General features: G+C 70.4%; 22 protein-coding genes. 9 read left to right on the top strand and 13 right to left on the bottom strand.

The genetic code is table 11. The features are described 5' to 3' along the window. Nucleotides 1-71: 71 nt before the first annotated feature. On the bottom strand, nucleotides 72-1106 hold the full coding sequence (locus ACQ3HE_RS16485) for a LacI family DNA-binding transcriptional regulator (RefSeq protein ID WP_430893500.1): 1035 nt from the start codon (nucleotides 1104-1106) through the stop codon (nucleotides 72-74). 130 nt (nucleotides 1107-1236) lie between these two features. Next, entirely contained in the window at nucleotides 1237-2166 is a 930-nt protein-coding gene (locus tag ACQ3HE_RS16480; protein WP_430893499.1) for an aldo/keto reductase, read from the bottom strand. A 48-nt stretch (nucleotides 2167-2214) separates the two neighbouring features. Here ACQ3HE_RS16480 and ACQ3HE_RS16475 point away from each other — a divergent pair, with 48 nt between their 5' ends. Further along, nucleotides 2215-2661 carry a PLD nuclease N-terminal domain-containing protein gene (locus ACQ3HE_RS16475; RefSeq protein WP_430893498.1) on the top strand — a complete coding sequence of 149 codons (447 nt, stop codon included), beginning with the start codon at nucleotides 2215-2217 and terminating at the stop codon, nucleotides 2659-2661. Nucleotides 2662-2766: 105 nt separating this feature from the next. Here the strand turns inward: ACQ3HE_RS16475 and rhaS are convergent, their stop codons facing one another. The 4 genes from rhaS to ACQ3HE_RS16455 all read right to left on the bottom strand — a co-directional run bounded on the left by rhaS (nucleotide 2767) and on the right by ACQ3HE_RS16455 (nucleotide 7594). Further along, complete coding sequence (gene rhaS, locus ACQ3HE_RS16470) at nucleotides 2767-3828, bottom strand: rhamnose ABC transporter substrate-binding protein (protein ID WP_085514253.1); 1062 nt, start codon at nucleotides 3826-3828, stop codon at nucleotides 2767-2769. A 70-nt stretch (nucleotides 3829-3898) separates the two neighbouring features. After that, nucleotides 3899-4999, bottom strand: coding sequence for an ABC transporter permease (locus tag ACQ3HE_RS16465; protein WP_430893497.1), 1101 nt, complete (start codon nucleotides 4997-4999; stop codon nucleotides 3899-3901). Further along, nucleotides 4992-6044, bottom strand: coding sequence for an ABC transporter permease (locus tag ACQ3HE_RS16460; RefSeq protein WP_079706409.1), 1053 nt, complete (start codon nucleotides 6042-6044; stop codon nucleotides 4992-4994). The genes ACQ3HE_RS16465 and ACQ3HE_RS16460 overlap by 8 nt, the downstream gene beginning before the upstream one ends. Then, nucleotides 6041-7594 (bottom strand): sugar ABC transporter ATP-binding protein, encoded by a 1554-nt coding sequence (locus ACQ3HE_RS16455; RefSeq protein ID WP_430893496.1) that lies wholly within the window; start codon nucleotides 7592-7594, stop codon nucleotides 6041-6043. The genes ACQ3HE_RS16460 and ACQ3HE_RS16455 overlap by 4 nt, the downstream gene beginning before the upstream one ends. A 197-nt stretch (nucleotides 7595-7791) precedes the next feature. On the opposite strand from ACQ3HE_RS16455, the gene ACQ3HE_RS16450 reads away from it, so the two are divergent. The 3 genes from ACQ3HE_RS16450 (at nucleotide 7792) to ACQ3HE_RS16440 (ending at nucleotide 11246) form a co-directional block, all read left to right on the top strand. Further along, complete coding sequence (locus tag ACQ3HE_RS16450) at nucleotides 7792-8496, top strand: response regulator transcription factor (RefSeq protein WP_430893495.1); 705 nt, start codon at nucleotides 7792-7794, stop codon at nucleotides 8494-8496. Between the two features lie 4 nt (nucleotides 8497-8500). After that, nucleotides 8501-9934: a sensor histidine kinase gene (locus ACQ3HE_RS16445; RefSeq protein ID WP_430893494.1), complete on the top strand. Its 1434-nt coding sequence runs from the start codon at nucleotides 8501-8503 to the stop codon at nucleotides 9932-9934. Between the two features lie 280 nt (nucleotides 9935-10214). Beyond that, the gene (locus ACQ3HE_RS16440; RefSeq protein WP_430893493.1) at nucleotides 10215-11246 is read left to right on the top strand and encodes a LacI family DNA-binding transcriptional regulator; all 1032 of its coding nucleotides are present in this window, start codon (nucleotides 10215-10217) and stop codon (nucleotides 11244-11246) included. 18 nt (nucleotides 11247-11264) lie between these two features. Here ACQ3HE_RS16440 and ACQ3HE_RS16435 read toward each other — a convergent pair whose 3' ends face one another. Beyond that, complete coding sequence (locus ACQ3HE_RS16435) at nucleotides 11265-11696, bottom strand: type II toxin-antitoxin system VapC family toxin (protein ID WP_430893492.1); 432 nt, start codon at nucleotides 11694-11696, stop codon at nucleotides 11265-11267. Continuing rightward, nucleotides 11693-12019 (bottom strand): FitA-like ribbon-helix-helix domain-containing protein, encoded by a 327-nt coding sequence (locus ACQ3HE_RS16430; protein WP_426738810.1) that lies wholly within the window; start codon nucleotides 12017-12019, stop codon nucleotides 11693-11695. Before ACQ3HE_RS16430 ends, ACQ3HE_RS16435 begins: the two co-directional genes overlap by 4 nt. 262 nt (nucleotides 12020-12281) lie before the next feature. On the opposite strand from ACQ3HE_RS16430, the gene ACQ3HE_RS16425 reads away from it, so the two are divergent. Both ACQ3HE_RS16425 and ACQ3HE_RS16420 read left to right on the top strand, forming a co-directional pair. Then, a complete protein-coding gene (locus ACQ3HE_RS16425) occupies nucleotides 12282-13211 on the top strand; it encodes a C40 family peptidase (protein WP_430893491.1) in 930 nt (309 codons plus the stop codon). Between the two features lie 92 nt (nucleotides 13212-13303). Next, on the top strand, nucleotides 13304-14650 hold the full coding sequence (locus ACQ3HE_RS16420) for a carboxylesterase family protein (protein WP_430893490.1): 1347 nt from the start codon (nucleotides 13304-13306) through the stop codon (nucleotides 14648-14650). A 15-nt stretch (nucleotides 14651-14665) separates the two neighbouring features. On the opposite strand, the gene ACQ3HE_RS16415 is transcribed toward ACQ3HE_RS16420, so the two are convergent. Together ACQ3HE_RS16415 and ACQ3HE_RS16410 are read right to left on the bottom strand one after the other, a co-directional pair. Next, the gene (locus ACQ3HE_RS16415) at nucleotides 14666-15202 is read right to left on the bottom strand and encodes a hypothetical protein (protein WP_430893489.1); all 537 of its coding nucleotides are present in this window, start codon (nucleotides 15200-15202) and stop codon (nucleotides 14666-14668) included. A 75-nt stretch (nucleotides 15203-15277) separates the two neighbouring features. Beyond that, nucleotides 15278-15838 carry a TetR/AcrR family transcriptional regulator gene (locus ACQ3HE_RS16410; protein WP_430893488.1) on the bottom strand — a complete coding sequence of 187 codons (561 nt, stop codon included), beginning with the start codon at nucleotides 15836-15838 and terminating at the stop codon, nucleotides 15278-15280. A gap of 44 nt (nucleotides 15839-15882) precedes the next feature. On the opposite strand from ACQ3HE_RS16410, the gene ACQ3HE_RS16405 reads away from it, so the two are divergent. Continuing rightward, nucleotides 15883-16248, top strand: coding sequence for a DUF952 domain-containing protein (locus ACQ3HE_RS16405; protein ID WP_430893487.1), 366 nt, complete (start codon nucleotides 15883-15885; stop codon nucleotides 16246-16248). Nucleotides 16249-16358: 110 nt separating this feature from the next. Here the strand turns inward: ACQ3HE_RS16405 and ACQ3HE_RS16400 are convergent, their stop codons facing one another. After that, nucleotides 16359-17372: an LLM class flavin-dependent oxidoreductase gene (locus ACQ3HE_RS16400; protein WP_430893486.1), complete on the bottom strand. Its 1014-nt coding sequence runs from the start codon at nucleotides 17370-17372 to the stop codon at nucleotides 16359-16361. A gap of 52 nt (nucleotides 17373-17424) precedes the next feature. After that, nucleotides 17425-18123, bottom strand: coding sequence for a helix-turn-helix transcriptional regulator (locus ACQ3HE_RS16395; RefSeq protein ID WP_430893485.1), 699 nt, complete (start codon nucleotides 18121-18123; stop codon nucleotides 17425-17427). Nucleotides 18124-18196: 73 nt separating this feature from the next. Between ACQ3HE_RS16395 and ACQ3HE_RS16390 the strand changes: the two genes are divergently transcribed. Next, on the top strand, nucleotides 18197-18982 hold the full coding sequence (locus tag ACQ3HE_RS16390) for an alpha/beta fold hydrolase (RefSeq protein WP_430893484.1): 786 nt from the start codon (nucleotides 18197-18199) through the stop codon (nucleotides 18980-18982). On the opposite strand, the gene ACQ3HE_RS16385 is transcribed toward ACQ3HE_RS16390, so the two are convergent. Beyond that, nucleotides 18979-19686 (bottom strand): NADPH-dependent F420 reductase, encoded by a 708-nt coding sequence (locus ACQ3HE_RS16385; protein WP_430893483.1) that lies wholly within the window; start codon nucleotides 19684-19686, stop codon nucleotides 18979-18981. The genes ACQ3HE_RS16390 and ACQ3HE_RS16385 overlap by 4 nt on opposite strands. Nucleotides 19687-19822: 136 nt before the next feature. Between ACQ3HE_RS16385 and ACQ3HE_RS16380 the strand changes: the two genes are divergently transcribed. Then, on the top strand, nucleotides 19823-20128 hold the full coding sequence (locus tag ACQ3HE_RS16380) for a DUF3072 domain-containing protein (protein ID WP_426738796.1): 306 nt from the start codon (nucleotides 19823-19825) through the stop codon (nucleotides 20126-20128). Nucleotides 20129-20132: the final 4 nt, after the last annotated feature.

Below are 20132 nucleotides of genomic sequence, written 5' to 3'. Positions count from 1 at the left end.
AGTATTTAATCGATTAAATCCTGGTGACGACTGTACCCGGGCGTCACCGCCGCGTCCAGCCTCGCCGCTGCTCAGGCAGGCAGGGGAGCAGACTCGCGGACGACGAGATGCGGCTCGAGCGTCCGGGTGACGTGCTCGTGCGCCGCGCGGTCGGCGCCCAGCTCGGCCAGGAGGATCTCGACGGCCATACGCCCGAGTTCGTCCTTCGGCTGCTCGACCGTGGTGAGCGGCACCCGCCCGTCGGCCGCGAGCGCGAGATCGCCGTAGCCGATCACGGCCACCTCGTCGGGCACCGCCAGACCACCGTCGTTCAGCCCCCTGATGACGCCGAGCGCGAGCTGGTCGTTCGTGCAGAACACGCCGGTCGGACGCGGTGTCTCTGCCGCGATCCGACGGCCCGCGATACGCCCCGAGTCGACGGTCATCTCGTCCACGGTGACCTCGCGGAGGTCGTCGGGGTCGAGGCCGGCCGCGATGAACGCGTTCCGGGCACCCTCGCGTCGGTCGGCGCACTGCGGGATCGCCAGGTCGCCGTTCACGAGCACGATCGACCCGTCGGGCGCCGGGGTGGGACTGGCGAGCAGGTGGGTGACCGCCAGCTCCCCGCCGTGCACGTCGTCGATCGCGACGGAGCAGCCGGTGCCCTCGGGGGCGGTGCGGTCCATGAGCACGAGGCGGCTACCCACCCGTCGCAGCTGGGCCAGTCGGGAGGCGTCGGCCGTCAGCGGAGCGACGAGCGCACCGGCCGCCCGGTGCTCCGCGAGCATCTCGAAGTGTCGGAGTTCGAGGTCGGGGTCGTCGTGGCTCACGCAGAGCGCGACCGTGTAGCCGTGTTCGGCCGCGGCCTCGGTGACCCCGCGGGCGATCGCCGAGTAGAACGGGTTCGCGATGTCGGGGATGACGAGACCGATGAGGCGGTTGGTGCCCTGCCGCAGGGTGGCGGCGGCACGGTTGGGGACGAAGTCGAGTTCCTCGATCGCGGCGAGCACGCGCTCGCGGGTGGCGGGGGCGACGATCTCGGGGCGGTTGAGCGTGTTGGAGACGGTCGCGTTCGAGACGCCGGCGAGTCTGGCGACGGCGGCGAACCCGATGTCGTGCTTCGCCATGCTGCCCTCCGATTCCACTCCGAGCGTACCCGGCGCGACCCTCGTCCCGTTCTCAGGACTCCTTCGGTGTGGTGGGGCGATCTCCGCCCGACACGCCGCGGAAGTCCTGAGAACGGGACGGAGGCGACCGCTACGGGAGGGTGTGGCCCGCGGCGGTGAAGAGGCGGTACCACTCCTCGCGCGACAGCGTCACGTCGGAACCTGCGGCAGCTTCCTGGACGCGCGACGGCTTGGTGGTGCCGAGCACGACCTGGATGTTCGCGGGGTGACGGGTGATCCACGCGGTCGCGATACCGGAGGGCGTCACGCCGTGTGCGGCTGCGAGCTCGTCGAGCACGTCGTTCAGCTCCGCGTAGTGCTCGCGGTCGCCGATGAAGACGCCCGTGAAGAAGCCGGCCTGGAACGGCGACCAGGCCTGCAGGGTCATGCCGGTCAGGCGGCTGTAGTCGAGCATCCCGTTGTCGCGGTCGATCGACTGGTCGAGGCCGGCCATGTTCGCGGCGACGCCCGACGCGATGATCGGGGCGTGGGTGATGCTCAGCTGCACCTGGTTGACGATGAGCGGCTGCTCGACGGAGCCCTTCAGCAGCTCGACCTGCGCCGGCGTGTGGTTCGAGACGCCGAAGTTCCGGACCTTGCCCGAGGCCTGCAGGGTGTCGAACGCCGACGCGACCTCTTCCGGCTCGACGAGGCTGTCGGGGCGGTGCAGGAGCAGGAGGTCGAGGTAGTCCGTCTTCAGGGCGGCGAGGGACTCGTCGACGGTGCGGAGGATGTGCTCCTCCGAGAAGTCGAAGAAGCCCTTGCGGATGCCGACCTTCGACTGGATGAGCACCTGCTCGCGCTCGGCGGCGGTGAGGGTGACGGCGTCGCCGAAGCGACGCTCGCACCCGTGACGCTCCGAGCCGTAGATGTCGGCGTGGTCGAACACGGTGACGCCGGCGTCGCGTGCGGTGTGGAACAGGGTGCGGATGGCCTCGTCGTCGAGGGCCTCGATCCGCATGAGGCCGAGGACGATGCTGGACGCGGTCAGGTCGGTCTGGGGCAGGGGGATGGTCTTCATCCGACCATCCTGGCCGAACCCACCGGTGGTCTGCCTAGGATTGACGACATGTTCGTGTTGTCGTTGCTGCTCATCGTCCTCACGATCATCGCGCTCATCGACGTGGTGGGGCAGCCCGAGCCCGTCGTGCGCAACCTGCCCAAGATCGTGTGGGTGCTGCTCATCGTCTTCATCCCGCTCATCGGCGTCGCCCTGTGGTTCCTGCTCGGCAAGGACTGGTCGACGAGCCGGATCAAGCTCCCCGAACGCCGGGGCCGGAAGCAGTCGCGGACGTCCGGCTCGTGGGGTTCGGGTCGAGGGTCCTCGTCGACCGCGACGCCCTCGCCGTCGCAGCCCGACCGCGCCGTCAGCAGCACGGAGGAGCAGCTCGCCGCCCTCGAGCGCGAGATCCAGGCCGCCGAGGACGCCGAGCGTATCCGCAAGCTCGAGCTGGAGATGAAGCGCGCCGATCCCGACGCCGACGACGGTCCCAGCCTCGGCACAGATCGCTCCTGACCACACCCCGGCCGTCGTTCACAATTCAGGACGCGAACGGCGCGTCGCCCACGGAATCGAGATTCCGAGAGCGACGCGCCGAGGCGGTCCTGAATTGTGAACGGATCAGAAGTCGTACTTGTCGATGTTCGACGCGTCGAAGGTGGTCGGCGGGCCGACGATGACGGTGCCGTCGGCGCCGACCTCGCGCTCACCGAGGTCGCCGGCCTCGAAGGTGTCGCCCTCCTTGCCGGTGATCGTGCCCTCCGCCAGTGCCTTGCCGGCGAACGCTGCGACGTAGCCGAGCTGAGCCGGGTCCCACAGCGCGAACGCGGTGACGGTGCCGTCCTTCACGAACGGACGCATCTCGTTCGGGAGGCCGAGGCCGGTCAGTGCGACCTTGCCCTTGTACTCCGAGGTGGAGAGGTAGCGGGCGGTCGCGGCGATGCCGACCGTCGTGGGCGAGATGATGCCCTTGAGGTTCGGGTGCGCCTGGAGCAGGCCCTGGGCCTCCTGGAACGACTTCGTGTCGTCGTCGTCACCGTAGACCTTGGCGACGAGCTTGATGTCCTTGTAGTCCGGGTTGGAGGCGAGCTCCTCCTCCATGTACTTGATCCACTCGTTCTGGTTCGTCGCGTTGGCCGTGGCCGAGAGGATCGCGATCTCGCCCGAGCCGCCGATCTGCTCCGAGATGAGCTTCGTCTGGATCAGGGCGACGTCCTTGGCGACGACCTGGGAGATGAAGACGTCGCGGCAGTCCTTGCTGGTGTCGGAGTCGAACGCGACGATCTTCGCGCCGCCGTCACGGGCCTCCTTGAGGGCGGGGCAGACGGCGTCGGGGTCGTTCGCCGCGATGACGATGACGTTCGTGCCGGCCTGGGTCTCGGCGTTGATGAACGACACCTGGCTGGACGCGCTCGCCTCGAGCGGGCCGACGACCTCGGTGGCGCTGAAGCCGGCCGCCTTCGCGCCGTCCTTGCCGCCGCCGAGCACGACGTCCGTGTACGGGTTGTTGAGCTGCTTGGGGATGAAGGTGATGCTCTCCGCGGCACCGCCGCCACCACCTGATCCCGCGGAGTCGCCGGTGGCGCACCCCGTCGCGATGAGTGCGAGGGAGGCTGCTGCGGCGATGAGGGCCGCTGCGCGACGGGCCGAACGGCCTGCTGCGCGGTTTCGAATCGACTGCATTGTCTGTTCCTTTCTGGATACGCCTGGTGCTGTGGCGTGGGGTGCCCCGAGGGCTGCGCCGATCGGGAGATCAGTGCTGGGGCAGGCTGCGTCGGATCCGTCGGTGGTGGTTCCACTGCTTGACGGATTCGAAGATACTGGGGCCGACCACCGAGGCGATCAGCAGGGTCCCGGTCACGATGATGAGGACGACATCGGAGACGCGGCCGAGTCGGAGCGCGTAGTTGATGGTGCCGATGAGCAGCACACCCGCGACGACACCCGGGATGGACCCCTTGCCGCCGAAGATCGAGACGCCGCCGAGGAGCACGGCCGCGATGACGGCGAGTTCGAGCCCGGAGGCGTTGTCGCTGCGGGCGCTCGAGTAGCGGAGCGTCCAGAACACCCCCGCGAGGGCGGAGACACCGCCGGTCGCGACGTAGAGCCAGAACTTCGAGCGGGCGACCTTGATGCCGACGAAGCTCGCGGCCTCCGTGCTGTACCCGAGCGCGTACAGCCCGCGGCCGAAGGGGGTCAGGTGCAGGACGACCCCGAAGGCGAGCACGACGACGAGGACCCCGATCATGACCACGGGGATGCCGGTCGAGCCGATCTTCGACGTGAAGAACGCGGTGAGCTCGGGCGGGAAGTTGGCGACCGCGTTGTCGCCGATGACGACGAGCGCGAGGCCGCGGAACAGCGCGAGCGTGCCGATCGTCACGGCGAGCGACGGGAGTCCGACCACCGCGATGAGGAAGCCGTTGAACGCGCCGGCGACGACTCCGACGAGCAGCCCGATGAGGAGGACGACCCCGATGTCCATCCCGCCGCCGGCCCACAGCACACCGATGACGGCGCTGGTGAGGCCCGCGGTGCTTGCGACGGACAGGTCGATCTCGCCCGTGATGATGACGAGCGTCATCGGCATCGCGATGAGGAGGATCGGTATGACGTCGAGGAGGAGGAAGCCCACGGTGACGGGGGAGGCGAACCGCGGGATGAGCAGGCAGGCGCCGATGACGACGACGAGCAGCGCGTAGATCATGATCGCGTCGCGACCGAGGAGGATGCGCGAGGCACCGGTGCGGCCCTTCGGTTCGGCCACGAGCACGCCGGTGGTGTCGGTGCCGAGCGGGCCGGAGCCCTTGGTGAACGGAGCCTTCGGGGCTGCCGGGGTCTTCAGATCAGACATCGCGTGCCTCGCTCATTCGCAGTTTCTTGGCCGTACGGAGGCTGGCGACGCGGTCGATGATGATCGCGGCCAGGATGAGGATGCCCACGATCGCCTGTTGCCAGAACTTGTCGACGCGCAGGGCGGTGAGGGCGCTCGTGATGGTGGTGAGGAGGATCGCGCCGATCGCGGCCCCGGCGACCGAGCCGCTGCCGCCGAAGATCGCGACACCACCGACCACGGCCGCCGCGACGACGTCGAGCTCCATACCGGACCCGGTGGTCGCGCCGACCGAGTTGAAGCGCGAGGCGTAGAGCACACCGGCGAGTCCGGCGAGCAGGCCGTTCGCCAGGAAGGCGAGGAAGACGCGGCGGCCGACCGGGATGCCGAACAGCTTCGCGGCGTCGGGGTCCGACCCGATCGCGTAGAGGTCGCGGCCGGAACGGGCGCCGGCCATGTAGACGGCGACGACGACCACGACGAGGATCGCGATGAGGGTGATGACCGGGAAGCCGAGGACGGTGTCGACGGACAGGTTCCCGAACGCGTCGGGTCGGTCGTCCGCGAAGTACTGTGTGCCACCGGCCCACGCGTTGTTCAGGCCTCGGTAGATGTAGAGCGTGCCCAGGGTGATGACGAGGGCGGGGACCTTCGCGATCGTGACGAGCGCACCGTTGATCGCGCCGAGCACCGCACCGAGTAGCATCGCGATGGCGAACACCGCGATGATCGGCAGCTGCGGCATCGTCGCGAACATCGTGCCGGTCGCGAAGGCCACGAGCCCCAGGATCGAGCCGACGGACAGATCGACGTTGCGGGTGATGATGACGAGCGCCTGACCGACGGCGAGGATGATCATGATCGTCGCGTTGAGGAGGAGGTCCTTCACCCCCTGTGCCGACAGGAACAGCGGGTTCGCGAGGTAGGTCACGAGCACGAGCACGACGAGGGCGACGGTGACCGGGAGCTCCCGGAGTCGCACGATCGACGCGATCGGGTTCGTCGTGCGCTCGGTCGCGACGGTGACGGGGCCGCCGCCTCCCGGCTTGGTGGTGGTGTCGGTCATCGTGCGCCTTCCAGGGAACCGGTGGCCGCGTGCATCACGGTCTCCGGGGTCGCTTCTTCGCGGGTGAGCTCGGCGGTGATCCGGCCCTCGTGCATGACGAGGACGCGGTCGGCCATGCCGAGGACCTCGGGCAGTTCGGAGGAGATCATGAGGATCGCGATGCCGCGGCCGGCGAGTTCGGAGATGAGGCGGTGCACCTCGCTCTTCGTGCCGACGTCGATGCCGCGGGTGGGCTCGTCGACGATGAGGAAGGTCGGCTCGGTGGCGAGCCACTTCGCGAGGACGACCTTCTGCTGGTTGCCGCCGGAGAGGGTGGAGACCGCGTACTCCTGGGAGCCGGTCTTCACCTGGAGGCGGGCCGACCACTCCTCGGCCGCCTCGCGTTCGCGGCGGCCGGAGATGATCCCGAACCGCGCGAGCCGGTGGCGGAGGGTGAGGGTCGCGTTGCGGGCGACCGACAGGTCCATCACGAGACCCTGCTTGCGACGGTCCTCCGGGACGAAGCCCATGCCGGCGTCGATCGCGGCCTGCGGGTCGCCGGCCTTCACCGGCTTGCCGTCGAGCGTGACGCGTCCGGTGTCGTAGGGGTCGATGCCGAAGACGGCGCGGGCGACCTCGGTGCGCCCGGCGCCGACGAGTCCCGCGAGGGCGACGATCTCACCCGAGCGCACCGTGAACGAGATGTCGGAGAAGACGCCGGCGCGCGACAGCCCGTCGACGGTGAGGACCGCGTCGCCGATCTCGGCGTCCTGCTTGGGGAAGAGGGCGGCGATGTCGCGACCGACCATCTGCCGGACGATCGCGTCGACGGAGGTCTCGTTCGTGACGTGCGTGGCGATGTAGCGGCCGTCGCGCATGACCGTGATGCGGTCGCACAGCGCGAAGACCTCCTCGAAGCGGTGGGAGATGAACATGATGCCGGCGCCCGCGTCGCGCAGGGAGCGGGCGACCTGGAAGAGGCGGTCGACCTCGACGCCGGAGAGCGCGGCGGTCGGTTCGTCCATGATGAGGACCTTGGCGTCGAGCGAGATGGCCTTCGCGATCTCGATGATCTGCTGGTCGGCGATCGACAGGCCCTCGGCGACGCGGTCGGGGTCGATCTGGACGCCGAGGCGGTCGAACAGGGCGCGGGCGGCCTTCCGCATGGCGCCAGTGCTGATGAGTCCGAGGCCGTTCTTCGGCTGGCGGCCGATGAAGATGTTCTCGGCGACGGTGAGGTCGGGGAACAGGGTCGGCTCCTGGTAGATCACGGAGATGCCCGCGGCCTTGCTGTCGGCGACACCGCGGAAGGCGACGGGCTTCCCGGCGAGGGCGAAGTCGCCGGCATCTGGGGTGTAGAGCCCGGCGAGGATCTTCACGAGCGTGGACTTCCCGGCGCCGTTCTCGCCGACGAGCGCGTGGATCTCGCCGGCCTCGATCTGGATGGTGCCGTCGGCCAGGGCGACGACGGGGCCGAAGGTCTTGGCGGCTCCGATGAGGGAGAGCGCCGGCTGGGCGCTGCGCCCGGCAGGTTCGGTGCGCGCCGGTTGCGCTGGATGGTCGATCGTCATTGAGGGTCCGTTCCTCCACGGTGAGGGGCTCGCTCCCGGCGGGATGTGAATCGATTCAGGGTCGGGAGCACCTGCACTGTATGGCCGTCGGATCGCGGGCGGCAAGGCGAAGCGGTCGTTCCTGACAGGACCTTCAGAAACGGCGCCCCGGTCGGCTCGCCTAGGCTGTGGATGCTCGATGGCGAAGGAGGACGACCGTGCGGATCCTCGTCGTCGATGACGAACGCGAGATGGCTGGCCTCCTGTCCCGCGGTCTCGGGTCGGACGGCCACGACGTGACGACGGCGTTCGACGGCCCGACCGCGCTGGACCTCGCGCGGCAGGCGATCGCGCCGGTGTCCGGTGGCGACGCGGGCTTCCAGGTCGCGGTGGTCGACGTCATGCTCCCCGGGCTCTCCGGATTCGCCGTCTGCCGCGAGCTCAAAGGCCTCGACCCGACGCTCGCGGTGATCCTGCTCACGGCGCGCGACGCCGTGGACGACCGGGTCCGTGGGCTCGACGCCGGAGCCGACGACTACATGATCAAGCCGTTCGCCTTCGCCGAGCTCGCCGCCCGGATCCGCGCGGTCCGGCGGCGGGACGCGCTCACCGTGCAGCCCCGCTTGGAGGTCGGTGGGTTGACGCTCGACCTGCACCGGCACCGCGCGCGCGTCGGTGACCACGACGTGCCGCTGAGCGGGACCGAGTTCGACGTCCTCCGGGTGCTCGCGACCGATCCGGGCGTCGTCGTCTCGCGGGCGGCCATGCTGCGGGAGGTCTGGGAGACCTTCGACAACATCGACCCGAACGTCGTCGACCAGTACATCAGCCGCCTCCGTCGCAAACTCGACCTGGCGGAGGCGGGCGTCCGCATCGTGACGAGCCGCGGCGTGGGGTTCTCGCTCGTCGCCGCAGGGAGCTGAGGGCGTGTCGTCGGACCGTCGCCGGTCGACGCGGCACCACGGCATCCGCACGCGGATCGCCGGGGGCAGTCTGCTCATCGCCGTCGTCGTGTCGCTCTTCGCCGGGCTCGCGATCAACGCCCAGCTGGAGCGCATCGTCCGCGACGGCACCGTCCAGGCGCTCCGCAGTGACGGCGCACAATACGTGTTCGCGCTGCAGGCGAGACCCGACGACCCGCTCCAGGGGCCCGGCCTCGGCACCCGTATCGCGGTCATCGCCCCCGACGGCTCCATCCCGGTCTTCAGCCTGCCGACGACGCTCGCCGCGCAACTTTCGGCGCTCGCCGCGACGCGGGACGTCACGACCGTCGACGCCGGTTCCGCCACGTACATCCTGTTGTCACAGCCCGTGACCGTCGGTGGCGACACCTGGTACGTCATCGCCGGACGCGACGAGGCCGAGGAGACGACCGTCCTCGTCCAGATGCGCCTCCTCCTCGTCGGGTCCTTCGCGCTCCTCGTCCTCGGTGTGGCGGCCGGCGGGTGGATCCTGACGACGGTGTCGCTCCGGCCCGTCACCAGGCTCCGGGTGAGCGCGCAGAGCCTCAGCGAACGGTCGACGGACGAGGTGCTGCCGGTCGGCCGTGCGGACGACGAGATCGCACAGCTCGCGATCACCCTCAACGACCTGATCGAGCGGCTGCGGGCCTCGGCGGACCGCGAACGGCAGCTCGTGTCCGACGCGAGTCACGAGCTCCGCACGCCGCTCGCGATCCTCCGCACCCAGCTCGAACTCGCGCGCCTCGAGGACTCGTCGCGTGAGCAACTGCTCGCCGACATCGAGGGGGCGGAGCGCAGTGCGACGCGGCTGTCGGCGCTCGTCACCTCACTGCTCGAGCTGTCCCGCATCGAGGCGGCGACGCCGGAGGAGCGGACGAGCGCGGCCAGGTTGGAGGCCGACGTGCTCGAGGCGGTCGAGCGCGCGCGGTTCCGGGTCGCGTCGGACGACGCGCTGGCCGGGATCGAGGTCGAGTACGTGAGCGCGATCGCTGAGAGCGGGCCGGGGGAGGGTGCGGCGGTGTACGCCGTGCGCGCCGACGATGTCGGTCGGGTCGTCGACAACCTCGCGGGGAACGCGCTGCAGGCCTTCACCGAGCGCGGGGGCGCTCCGCGCCGGGTGTCGGTGATGCTCGACGACGACGGCGGTCAGCTCACGCTCCGGGTGTCGGACAACGCCGGAGGACTCGACCCGGCCTTCGAACCGCGGGCGCTCGAGCGGTTCAGCCGGTCGGACGCGACGCGGTCCTCCGGGCACGGTTCCGGGCTCGGGCTCGCGATCGTCGCCGCCATCGCGCGCAACGCGGGTGGGGCGATCGTGCTGCACAACCGACCCGGCCACGGTCTCGAGGTCGTCGTCACCCTGCCCGCCGCGTCGGCCCTGCCGGTCGATCCCGCCTGATCGTCGCCCCGTTCTCAGGAGTCGCCCGGTGTGTCGGGGTCGGGCGGGGCCGCCGCGCCCGGGAACTCCTGAGTTGGGGACGGCGGCGGGTGGATGGCCCGTTCTCAGGAGTCGCCCGGTGTGTCGGGTTGGGGTGGGTGCGGCGCGCCGGGGGAGTCCTGAGTTGGGGACGGAGACGATCGGGTGACAGCGGGCTGCACGGGCGCACGAAGGCGCTGCATGCAACAATGAGCCAGCCCGTCCGGCGTCGTCTGGCGGGTCTGACAGGCGAAGGGGAGCTGTGAGCGCGAGCGTGAAGGACGTCGCGGCGAGAGCCGGCGTCTCGGTCGGGACCGTCTCCAACGTGCTGAACCGCCCCGAGAAGGTCTCGCCCGTCACCGTCGACCGCGTCCACGCGGCGATCGACGAGCTCGGCTTCGTGCGGAACGACGCGGCCCGTCAGCTCCGGGCCGGCCGCAGCCGCAGTGTCGGCCTCGTCGTGCTCGACGTCGGCAACCCGTTCTTCACCGACGTCGCCCGCGGTGCCGAGGACCGGGCCGATGCGGAGGGGTGGTCGGTCCTGCTCGGAAACAGCGACGAGAGCATCGACCGCGAGCGCGCCTACCTCGACCTCTTCGAGGAGCAGCGGGTCGCCGGCGTCCTCATCACTCCGCTCGGCGACGACCTCACCCGGCTCAGCCGGCTGCGCGACCGCGGGACGCCGACGGTCCTCGTCGATCGGCAGACCGATGACACGAGCTTCTCATCGGTCGCCGTCGACGACGTCGCGGGCGGGCGGCTCGCGGTCGAGCACCTCATCGGACTCGGTCGGCGTCGTATCGCGGTCGTGGGTGGTCCGTCATCGCTCCGGCAGGTCGTCGACCGGCTCGCCGGGGCGCGTCAGGCGGTCGACGCAGCCGCGGCCGGTGGTGCCGAGGTCACCCTCGAGGTCGTGGAGACCACCGCGTTGACGGTGCTGCAGGGCCGTTCCGCGGGCGAGGCCATCCGGAACCGTCCTCGCGACCAGTGGCCCGACGGGGTGTTCGCGGCCAACGACCTCCTCGCGATGGGGGTCCTGCAGGCGTTCAGCATGCTCGGTTCGGTGCGCGTGCCGGACGACATCGCCCTGATCGGGTACGACGACATCGACTTCGCGTCGGCGGCTGTCGTCCCGCTGTCATCGATCCGTCAGCCGAGCGCACTCATCGGCCACACCGCCGTCGAGCTCCTGCTCCGTGAGGCGGACGCGGGCGCTCGACGCGTGCCCGAGCAGATCGTCTTCCAGCCGGAACTCGTCGTCCGGCAGTCGACGGTCGGCGTCGACCCGTCCTGAGGCGGGTGCCGCCCTGCGTCATGCCAGGTGGTCGGGGACCCACGGGTCGATGAGGTGGAGGCCGACACCGGCGAAGTCGCGCGTGTTCCGCGTCGCGAGAGCGGCGTCGGAGGATCTCGCGATGGCCGCGATGATCGCATCCTGAGGTCCGATGGGGTTGCCGGAGCGGCGTCGCGTCGTCATGAGCTCCGCGTAGTCGAGCGCGGCTTCCGCAGAGAGGGGGAGGACGCGTCCTGCGAAGTCGGCGTCGAGTACGGTCGCCACGGCCCCGACGAGCGCCGATCGGCGAGCGCCTGCAGGGAGGCGCAGGGCTCCTTCGAGGAGCTCGGCAGCGGTCATCGCGGTGAGGTGGAGGTCGGCCTCGTCCTGCCGGTCGAGCCACCGGGCAACCGTGGGGTCGGGCCGTGGCCTGAACAGTTCGGAGACGACGTTCGTGTCGAGGATGATCACCTCGGGGCCGGGTCGTCCGCGTCGGCGCTCGCGGCATCGTCGAACGGATTCGGTCGGGTGGTCGTGGTGCGGTCGGGCAGTTCGATGACGAGTTCACCGTCGAGGTGGAGGTCGACGAAGCGCTGATGGATACGCTCCGCCAGCCCCGGTCGGTCGCTGTCGGCGGCCGAGGCGGCGCGGAGATCCTCAGCCGTCGTCGTCCTGACGGCCGCAGCGAGGATCGCCCGGATCTCCGCCTCCATCGATCGTCCGTGCAAGGCGCCGAGCTGTTGCAGACCGCGTTTCGTGTCCTCATCGAGATTCCGGACGGTCACCGTGGGCATGTCGTCACCTCTCGTGGGAGTGGAGTGCTAGCACGATGCTAGCAAATCGGCGATCCGTGCTTCATCGGTCCTCCACAGGCCGCGCCAAGCGGAGGATCCTCTCAGGGACGTCCACGTAGGGTGGCCGTTTCGCCTCCCTCGGATCGGGCAACCGGTCGACCGCGGTCATCGAGGGGCGGCTCTGCCGAGGCGATGCTGCACCCACCGAGCATGAACCGAGCGCGCCCCCGACGCGACCGAGACCCAGGACGGTACCCCGTACATGACCAGCACCACCCCTGCGCGCGCCCTCGAGCGCCGCGACCCGAACACTCCGGCCGTGACCCCCTCGACACCCACCCGGACCGGCGGCCGCCACGTGGCCCTCAGCCCACGAGCCGCCCGTCGTGCGGCTCGACTCGAGGACGCCAGCTGGACCGCCTCCGCCGAGGAGGAGCGACGTCACATCGACCTCGTGCCCACCAAGCGGCGCTCGGTCCCACGCGCCAAGAGCTCGTTCGCGAAGCGCGCCAAGCCGTTCGCCACGTTCGGCGTGATGACGCTCGCCACCGGGCTCTTCGTGTCGGTGTCACTGCCGGCGGCCGCAGCGGGCGTCGACGTCGATGCGGCGACCGGTGGCGCGATCCCGTCTGCAGCGACGATGCAGTCGGTGTCGTACTCCGTGCCGTCGACCGCAGCCGATGTGCCCTTCGTGCGCGACGGCTACGGCGCAACCAGCCAGGAGGAGGTCGACGCCGCCTCGGCCGCCGCTGCAGCTGCCGCAGCCGAGGCGGCCGCGAGTGCATCCGCCGCCTCCTCGTCGTCCGCGTCGGCTTCGGCGGGACGAACCTACGCGGCTCCAGCCGTCGCCCGATCCGGCGAGGCGATCCTCGCCTACGCGGCGCAGTTCGTCGGCGTCGTCCCCTATGGCAACGGCAACGACCCGTCCGACAGCTTCGCCTGCGACGGCTACGTGCAGTACGTCTTCGGGGCGTTCGGTGTGTCACTGCCCCGCGGCGCCGGTGCGCAGGCCGCGTCGGGCGTGCAGATCTCGGCGTCGGAGGCCGTCGCCGGTGACCTGCTCTACTGGCCGGAAGGTCACATCGCGATCTACGACGGCGCGGGCGGCATGTACGACTCTCCCGACTGGGGTCGCTACGTGCAGCACCGTCTGTCGATCTGGGGTGACCCGGTCTACATCCGCATCCCGTAGGCCGAGCGCTGAGTCGCCCGGAACGGTGCGTTTTCACCGTAAATATGCACGGTTCCGGGCAACTCAACCGGAGCGGCGGATACCGTGGAGCGATGAGTGACACACGCAGCTTCGAGACCTCCCTCGGCACGATCCTCGGTCGGGTCGACGGGGCGGTGATTCGGGCTCGCGGTATCCCGTACGCCCGCGCGGGACGCTTCGAGGTGCCGGTGCCGACCGGTCTTCCCGTCGGCGCCGACGGCGATCCGGTGCCATTCCGGGCCTTCGAGCGGGCGCCGGCCTCACCGCAGCGTTCCTCCCGGGTGCTCGAGGCCGTCCTCGAGGGTGCCGGTGAAGGGATGGTCGACTCGGAGGACTGTCAGGCGCTCTCGATCACGGTCCCTGCCGACATGCGCCCGGACGAGTCGCTGCCGGTGATGGTGTGGATCCACGGCGGGGCCTACGTCACTGGCGCCGGCGACCTCGACGTCTACGATCCGATCAGCCTGGTCGTCGAGCAGCGGGTCATCGTGGTGTCGGTCACGTACCGGCTCGGGATCCTCGGCTTCCTCGGTGACGGCGAGACGCTGCCGGCGAACCTCGGCCTGCTGGACCTCGTCCTCGCGCTCCGGTGGGTCCACGAGCACATCACTGCGTTCGGTGGCGATCCGGGGTCGGTCACGCTCTTCGGGCAGTCGGCGGGCGGCGATGCGATCGCGCACCTCATGATCAGCGACGGCACCGCGGGGCTCTTCCAGCGCGCCATCGTCCAGAGCGCGCCGCTCGGCATCAGCAGTGGTCGGGCGAAGATGGCGAGCGCGATGATGCGGGCGGCCGGCAGCCCGACGCGGGACACCCCGGTGGTCGAGTTACTCGCGCTCGAAGAGCAGGTGGAGCGGGCGGCGCGACGGTTCGGACTGCGTGGCGGCATGGCGTTCGGCACCCAGTACGGTCACGCGCCGCTCCCGGCGGAGGCCGACCGCGACGCCGCCTGGCGGGAGGCCGCCTCGCGCATCGACGTGCTCATCGGCTCGACGACGGAGGAGACCCGGCTGTACGTGCCGCTCATCCCGGCTTTCGCCCGTATGACCTCGATGCCGCTCGTCGGTGATCCGATCCGGCGGGCGCTCGTCGGCGCGACCACCCACGTGACCTATACGCGCGACGCCCGGAAGTTCGTCGAACGCCATCGGGCGTCCGGCGGTCGGGCCACGCGGTACGAGCTCAGCTGGGCGCCGCCCGGCAGTCCCTACGGGGCGTCGCACGTGACGGACCTGCCCCTGCTCCTCGGCACCGAACGGTCGTGGAGCCGGACGGCGCTCATCGGCTCGGCGACGTGGGCCGAGGTCGACCGTCGTGGCCGCTTCCTGCGTCAGATGTGGGCCGATTTCGCGCGTCACGGGGTTCTGGCCGCAGACGCGACCGCGGGCCTGAGTGACGTGGTCACGCTCGACCGCTGAGCCTGCGGCGGGTGCCTACTCCTGGAGGGCCTTCACCGAGGGGAGCAGCTCCACGTAGCTGGCGTAGTAGATGACGCCGTCCCGGTAGGTCACGACGGGCAGGTAGTCGGGGTCGTTCACGTCGGGAGCCTGGACTGTGTCGGCGACCGGCGTGTCGATCTCGGTCCACCCGGCACTGATGAGCGACTGCTGCTGCGCGTCCCACTCGGCGCTGGTCGTGGCTCCCTGCGCGTACCAGACGCGGATGTCGCCGCCGGAGCGGGTCCAGTAGCAACCGAGGCCGCCGGCGTCGATGATCGACTGCATCGTGTCGTCGAGGACGAAGATGTCGGGGTTCAGGACCAGCCCGTCCTCCGCGAGGCTCGCGTACTCCTCGTCCGTCAGGACGGTTTCGCAGGTCGCGTCGCTCATGGGCTCGGAGGTCGCCGAGGGTGTGGCCGTCGGCGCCGCGGTGGTCGCGGAGGGCGACGAGGTCTGCCCCGGGGTGCCCGCCGAACAGCCAGCGAGGGTGAGGAGGATGACGGCGAGGGCGGGGATGGTGGAGCGCTTCATGATCGTCAGTGTGTCAGACGACTTACACGGTCGGAATCGGGGCCGGCCCGGGTTGCGTGGCCTCCGACAGGTGGGCTACTTGTCGACGACCAGTGCGAGGCAGGAGCGGGCGTGCGCCCGTGCTGCATCCGGCGTCGGTGCAGCGGACAAGCCGAGCAGCCTGCGTCGATGCGGTTCGCCGAGGAGCAGGGTGTAGAGCTGTTCCGCCCGCTCGCCGACGTGGTCGGCGAGGAACGCGATCGAGCGGGCCGGGCCGGCGGCGTAGAAGCCGGCGGCGACCTCGGGGAAGCGCGGAGACTCCGCGATCACGAGCCGGTGCAGCGCGATCGAGACGTCCGAATGCAGCGCGATGACGAGTCGGGTCGCCGCGTCCTCGAGGGGTTCGGCTTCGGAGCCTGGCTCGTCTGCCGCGAGGAGATACCCGTGCTGCCGTTCGACCGCCGCCGTCAGCATGCCGGCGAGATCGCCGAACCAGGTGTAGATCGTCCGCTTCGTCACGCCCGCGTCGGCGGCGATCGCCTCGATCGTCGTCCCGCCGTACCCGTGCCCGGTGAACCGGCGGATGGCGGCGTCGAGGATCGCGTCGCGCCGTCGGTCACGTTCGGCTGCCGTCGGGCGACCACGTCTCGATTCCATGCTCTAATGATACGGTAACGTCTCATTAAAGGGAGAGGGTGGAGATGACGAAGATCCTGCATGTCGCGATCGTCGACGATTGGGAGGCCAGTCGGCCGTTCGGCGAGTACGAGGTGTCGACTCGAGCCGTGCCGTTCGTCGACGCCGGCTTCGTCCACGCGACGACCGCTGACCGACTGCCCGAGGTGCTCGAGCGGGTGTACGGGTCGCTTCAGCTGCCGCTCGTGCTCATCGTGCTCGACGTGGAGGAGCTGCAGGCGGCGGGCCTCCAGGTCACCTGGGCTCCGACGCCGCGCGTCATCGCCCCGCTCCCGACCGCCGGCCCGGCGATCACGGCTGAGCTCCCGCTCGAACGCGATGCGGCCGGCACGTGGCAGGTGCCCGCGGCGCTCGCCGAGCTGTTGGGCTGAGTCTGGCGATCACAACTCCTGCGGACGGTTCGCCGCCGACCGTGAGGGCAGCGCCTGGAGCGCATGTCAACCTGCAGACGGGCGATCAGCGGGAGTTGTGATCCCTGCGGCTACCCCAGCGCCGGCTTGATGTCCTTGACGATCGACTCCAGGATGCGCGCGTTGAACTCGACGCCGAGTTGGTTCGGGACGGTGACGAGGACGGTGTCGGCGGCCTGCACGGCTGCGTCCTTCGCGAGCTCTGCGGCGATGACGTCGGGCTCGCCGATGAAGCTGCGGCCGAAGCGCGCGAGTCCGCCGTCGAGGTGTCCGACCTGGTCCTTCGAGTCGGCCTGGGCGCGCAGCCCGAAGTAGCGGCGCGTCTCGTCGTCGATGAGCGGCAGGATGCTGCGGCTCACGGAGACCCGCGGCTGCCACTCGTGACCGGCTTCGGTCCAGGCGTCACGGAACATCTGGATCTGCTCGGCCTGCAGTTCGTCGAACGGCACCCCGGTGTCCTCGGTGAGGAGCGTCGACGACATGAGGTTCATGCCCTGCTCCGCCGTCCACACCGCCGTGGACCGCGAGCCGGCGCCCCACCAGATGCGCTCACCGAGCTCCGGGGACTGCGGCTGGATCGCGAGCAGACCGTTGGTCCCCGTCATCTGCGGGTTGGCGCGAGCCACACCCGCGCCCGCGATGGCCGCACGGAACACCTCGGTGTGCGAGCGGGCGATGTCCGCGTCGGTCTCATCGTCGCCCGGCACGTAACCGAACGACTCCGACCCGCGGAGCGCCGTCTCGGGTGATCCCCGGCTCACGCCGAGCTGCAGTCGCCCGTCGCTGATGAGGTCGGTGGCCGCCGCCTCCTCGGCCATGTAGAGCGGGTTCTCGTACCGCATGTCGATGACACCGGTGCCGAGTTCGATCGTCGAGGTCTTCGCCGCCATCGCCGCCAGCAGCGGGAACGGTGACGCGAGCTGCCGGGCGAAGTGGTGCACGCGCACGTACGCGCCGTCGACACCGACCTCCTCCGCCGCGACCGCGAGCTCGATGCTCTGCAGGAGCGCGTCACGCCCGGTGCGCACGCTGGAGCCCGGAACGTCTTGCCAGTGTCCGAAGGACAGGAACCCGATCTTCTTCACCCTGGCTACAGCGTCGCGCGAAGTGGTTCTATTCCTATGAATGGATCGAAGGTCACCGTCCCCGGCCGTGGACCGGCGTCGCATTCACCGGTGGCTCGCCAACCTCGGCGACCGTGTGGCCACTGCACGCCGTCTTCGTCACGCTGGCCCGCTCGATGCGCGCGACCGTGAACCACCGCATCGCATCGCGCATCCGGCACCATCCGACGAGGTACCACTGACCGTTCGTCGACGCGAACAGCACGGGCTCGACGTCGCGCGTGGTCGTGCTCCCGGCCCGCGAGGTGTACCGGATGCGGACGACCCGCTGCTCGGCCATCGCCTCCTCGAGCGCCGATCGGACGACGCGCGAAGCGGTCGGGGGCGCATCGATCCAGATCCGACCGGCCAGCGCGTCGGCTCGTGCGCGGGTCCTGGGGTCGAGGACGTCCATGATCTTCTGCACTCCGGCGGCTGCCAGATCCGCGTACGGGGCGTCGGGTGCCGCGGACACCGCCGACATGAGCGCCACCGCCTGCACCGGGGACAGGCTGACCGGTGGCAGCGTCGCCCCGACGGCCAACCCGTATCCGCCGCCTGGTCCCGGACGTGACCAGATGGGCGCGCCGCTGCGCTCGAGTGCCTGGAGATCCCGCTTCACGGTGCGCACGGAGACGCCGAAGTCCCTCGCCAACCGCACGGCGGAGGTTCCTCGCGATCCACCCCGACGCAGTGCCTCGGACAGGGCGTGGAGTCGCTCCGCCCGCTTCATCGGCTCACGAGTTCGAGATTCATGACAGAAATAGTGACACACACCTGCCTGGAGCGCGCTTCAGGCTGGAGTCATGAACACACAGAACGACACCCCGACCATCATCCTCATCGCCGGCCACTGGCTGGGCGCCTGGGCCTGGGATGACGTCATCGACCATCTCGACCCCGACCGCTCGCGCACCGTCGCGATCACCCTGCCCGGCCTCGACGGCGCCGATCCCGACCGGTCCAGCAGGACCCTCGACGACCAAGTGGCCGCGATCACGGAGGTACTCGCCCGGCGGGACGTCTCCGCGGACCACCCGGCCGTCGTCGTCGCGCACAGCGGCGCCAACGCTCCCGTCGCCCTGCTCCTCGACCGGCATCCGGAGCTCGTCCGCCGGGTGGTGTGGGTCGACTCAGGTCCGGTGGCGCCAGGAACCGTCTTCGCGCCGGACCTGCCGGACGACGTCGACGAGCTTCCGCTCCCGGCGTTCGACGTCCTCGCGCAGCAGGCGAGCCTCGACGGCTTGAGCGCCGAGGTCCTCGACCGGTTCCGCGCCCGGGCGGTCCCCGAGCCGGCGCCCGTCCTCCGACAGGCTGTCGAGCTGACCAACGACGCCCGCGCCGCCGTCCCGACCACCCTGGTGTGCTGCTCGATCCCCAGCGCGCAGGTGCTGGACCTGGCCCGAGGCGGACACCCCATGTTCGTCGAGGTCGCGGGGCTCGCGACCGTCGAGGTCGTCGACCTCCCGACAGGTCACTGGCCGATGTGGAGCCGTGCCGGCGAGCTCGCGGAAGTGATCCGCTCAGCGGCGCTCACCCCGCGACCGAACGGTCGAGACCGATCCGACGCTGGAACCCGCCAGGTCGGCTAGCGGACGTCCGCCGCCAACGCCCGCACCTCGGCGACCTCGCGGATCTCGTCGGCCCCGATGTTCGCCCCGAAGAGCTCGTGTCCGGGTTCGAGGACGACGCCCGCGCGCAGCGGCCCGATCTCGACGGGGTCGAACCCGAGGGCGTCCACCACGGCCGAGACGGCTGCCCGGTCCGCGGGGGCGTCGCCGGCGATCGCGATGCCCTTGCGGCCCGGGGTGCCGGCCGGACGCGGCTCCCCGTCGAGGTCGTGGTACCCCATGTGGTTGAACGCCTTGACGACGCGCGACTCCGGCAGGAAGGCGGCGACCAGCTCGCTCGTCGACGTCTCCGGTGCGCTGAGGTCCTCGCGGTGTCCGTCGACCTCCCACCAGTAGTTCATGGCGTCGGTGACGAGCTTGCCGCGCAGCTCGTCGACGGGCACCGAGCGGTGCTTGCCGAGGGGCAGCGCGAGGATCACGATGTCGGCCTGGGCCGCTGCGTCGGCGGCGGTCGTGGCGACGGCACCCGGTGCGAGGACGTCGATCGTCAGGGCGATCCGGGCGGCGTCGCGGGAGCCGCTGATGAGCACCCGGTACCCGGCGGCGACCGCGAGTCGTGCCAGGACCGTGCCGACCTTGCCGGCGCCGAGGATGCCGATGGTGATGCCCTGCGACGGAGTCGGCTCGTCGGCGGATCGGTCGGTTCCGGAAGCGGTGTCGGACATGGGTCTCCTTCGTGGACGGTGCGGCCGCACGCGGTCGCCTGGGTCAACCGGGGGTCGTCCGTCGCTATTCCGACACCGATCGCTCGGGCCGCGCAACCCCTCCTGCCCGATCGCCCGCTCGACGTACCGTTGCCGCATGACTGACGCAGAACAGACCGATGCAACGACCCCCGACGCCACGACCTCCGGTGCACCCGAGATGATCGGCGCCACCGAGGAGACCCTCGGAGCACGAGGCGACGACAGCTCGACGAGCGCGAGCAAGGACCCCGAGGACTGGGTCACCGGCGACGAGCCGATGACCGGCCCGCAGCGCAGCTACCTCGACACCCTGGCCCGTGAGGCAGGCGAGGAGCTCCCCGCCGACCTGACGAAGGCGCAGGCCTCCGAACACATCGACCGGCTGCAGAACGCCACCGGTCGCGGTCAGTCCGGATCCTGAGCGC

It is taken from the genome of Plantibacter auratus (assembly GCF_050587365.1).
GTDB classification, from domain to species: domain Bacteria; phylum Actinomycetota; class Actinomycetes; order Actinomycetales; family Microbacteriaceae; genus Plantibacter; species Plantibacter auratus.
This window is presented reverse-complemented; position numbering and strand designations above follow the sequence as displayed.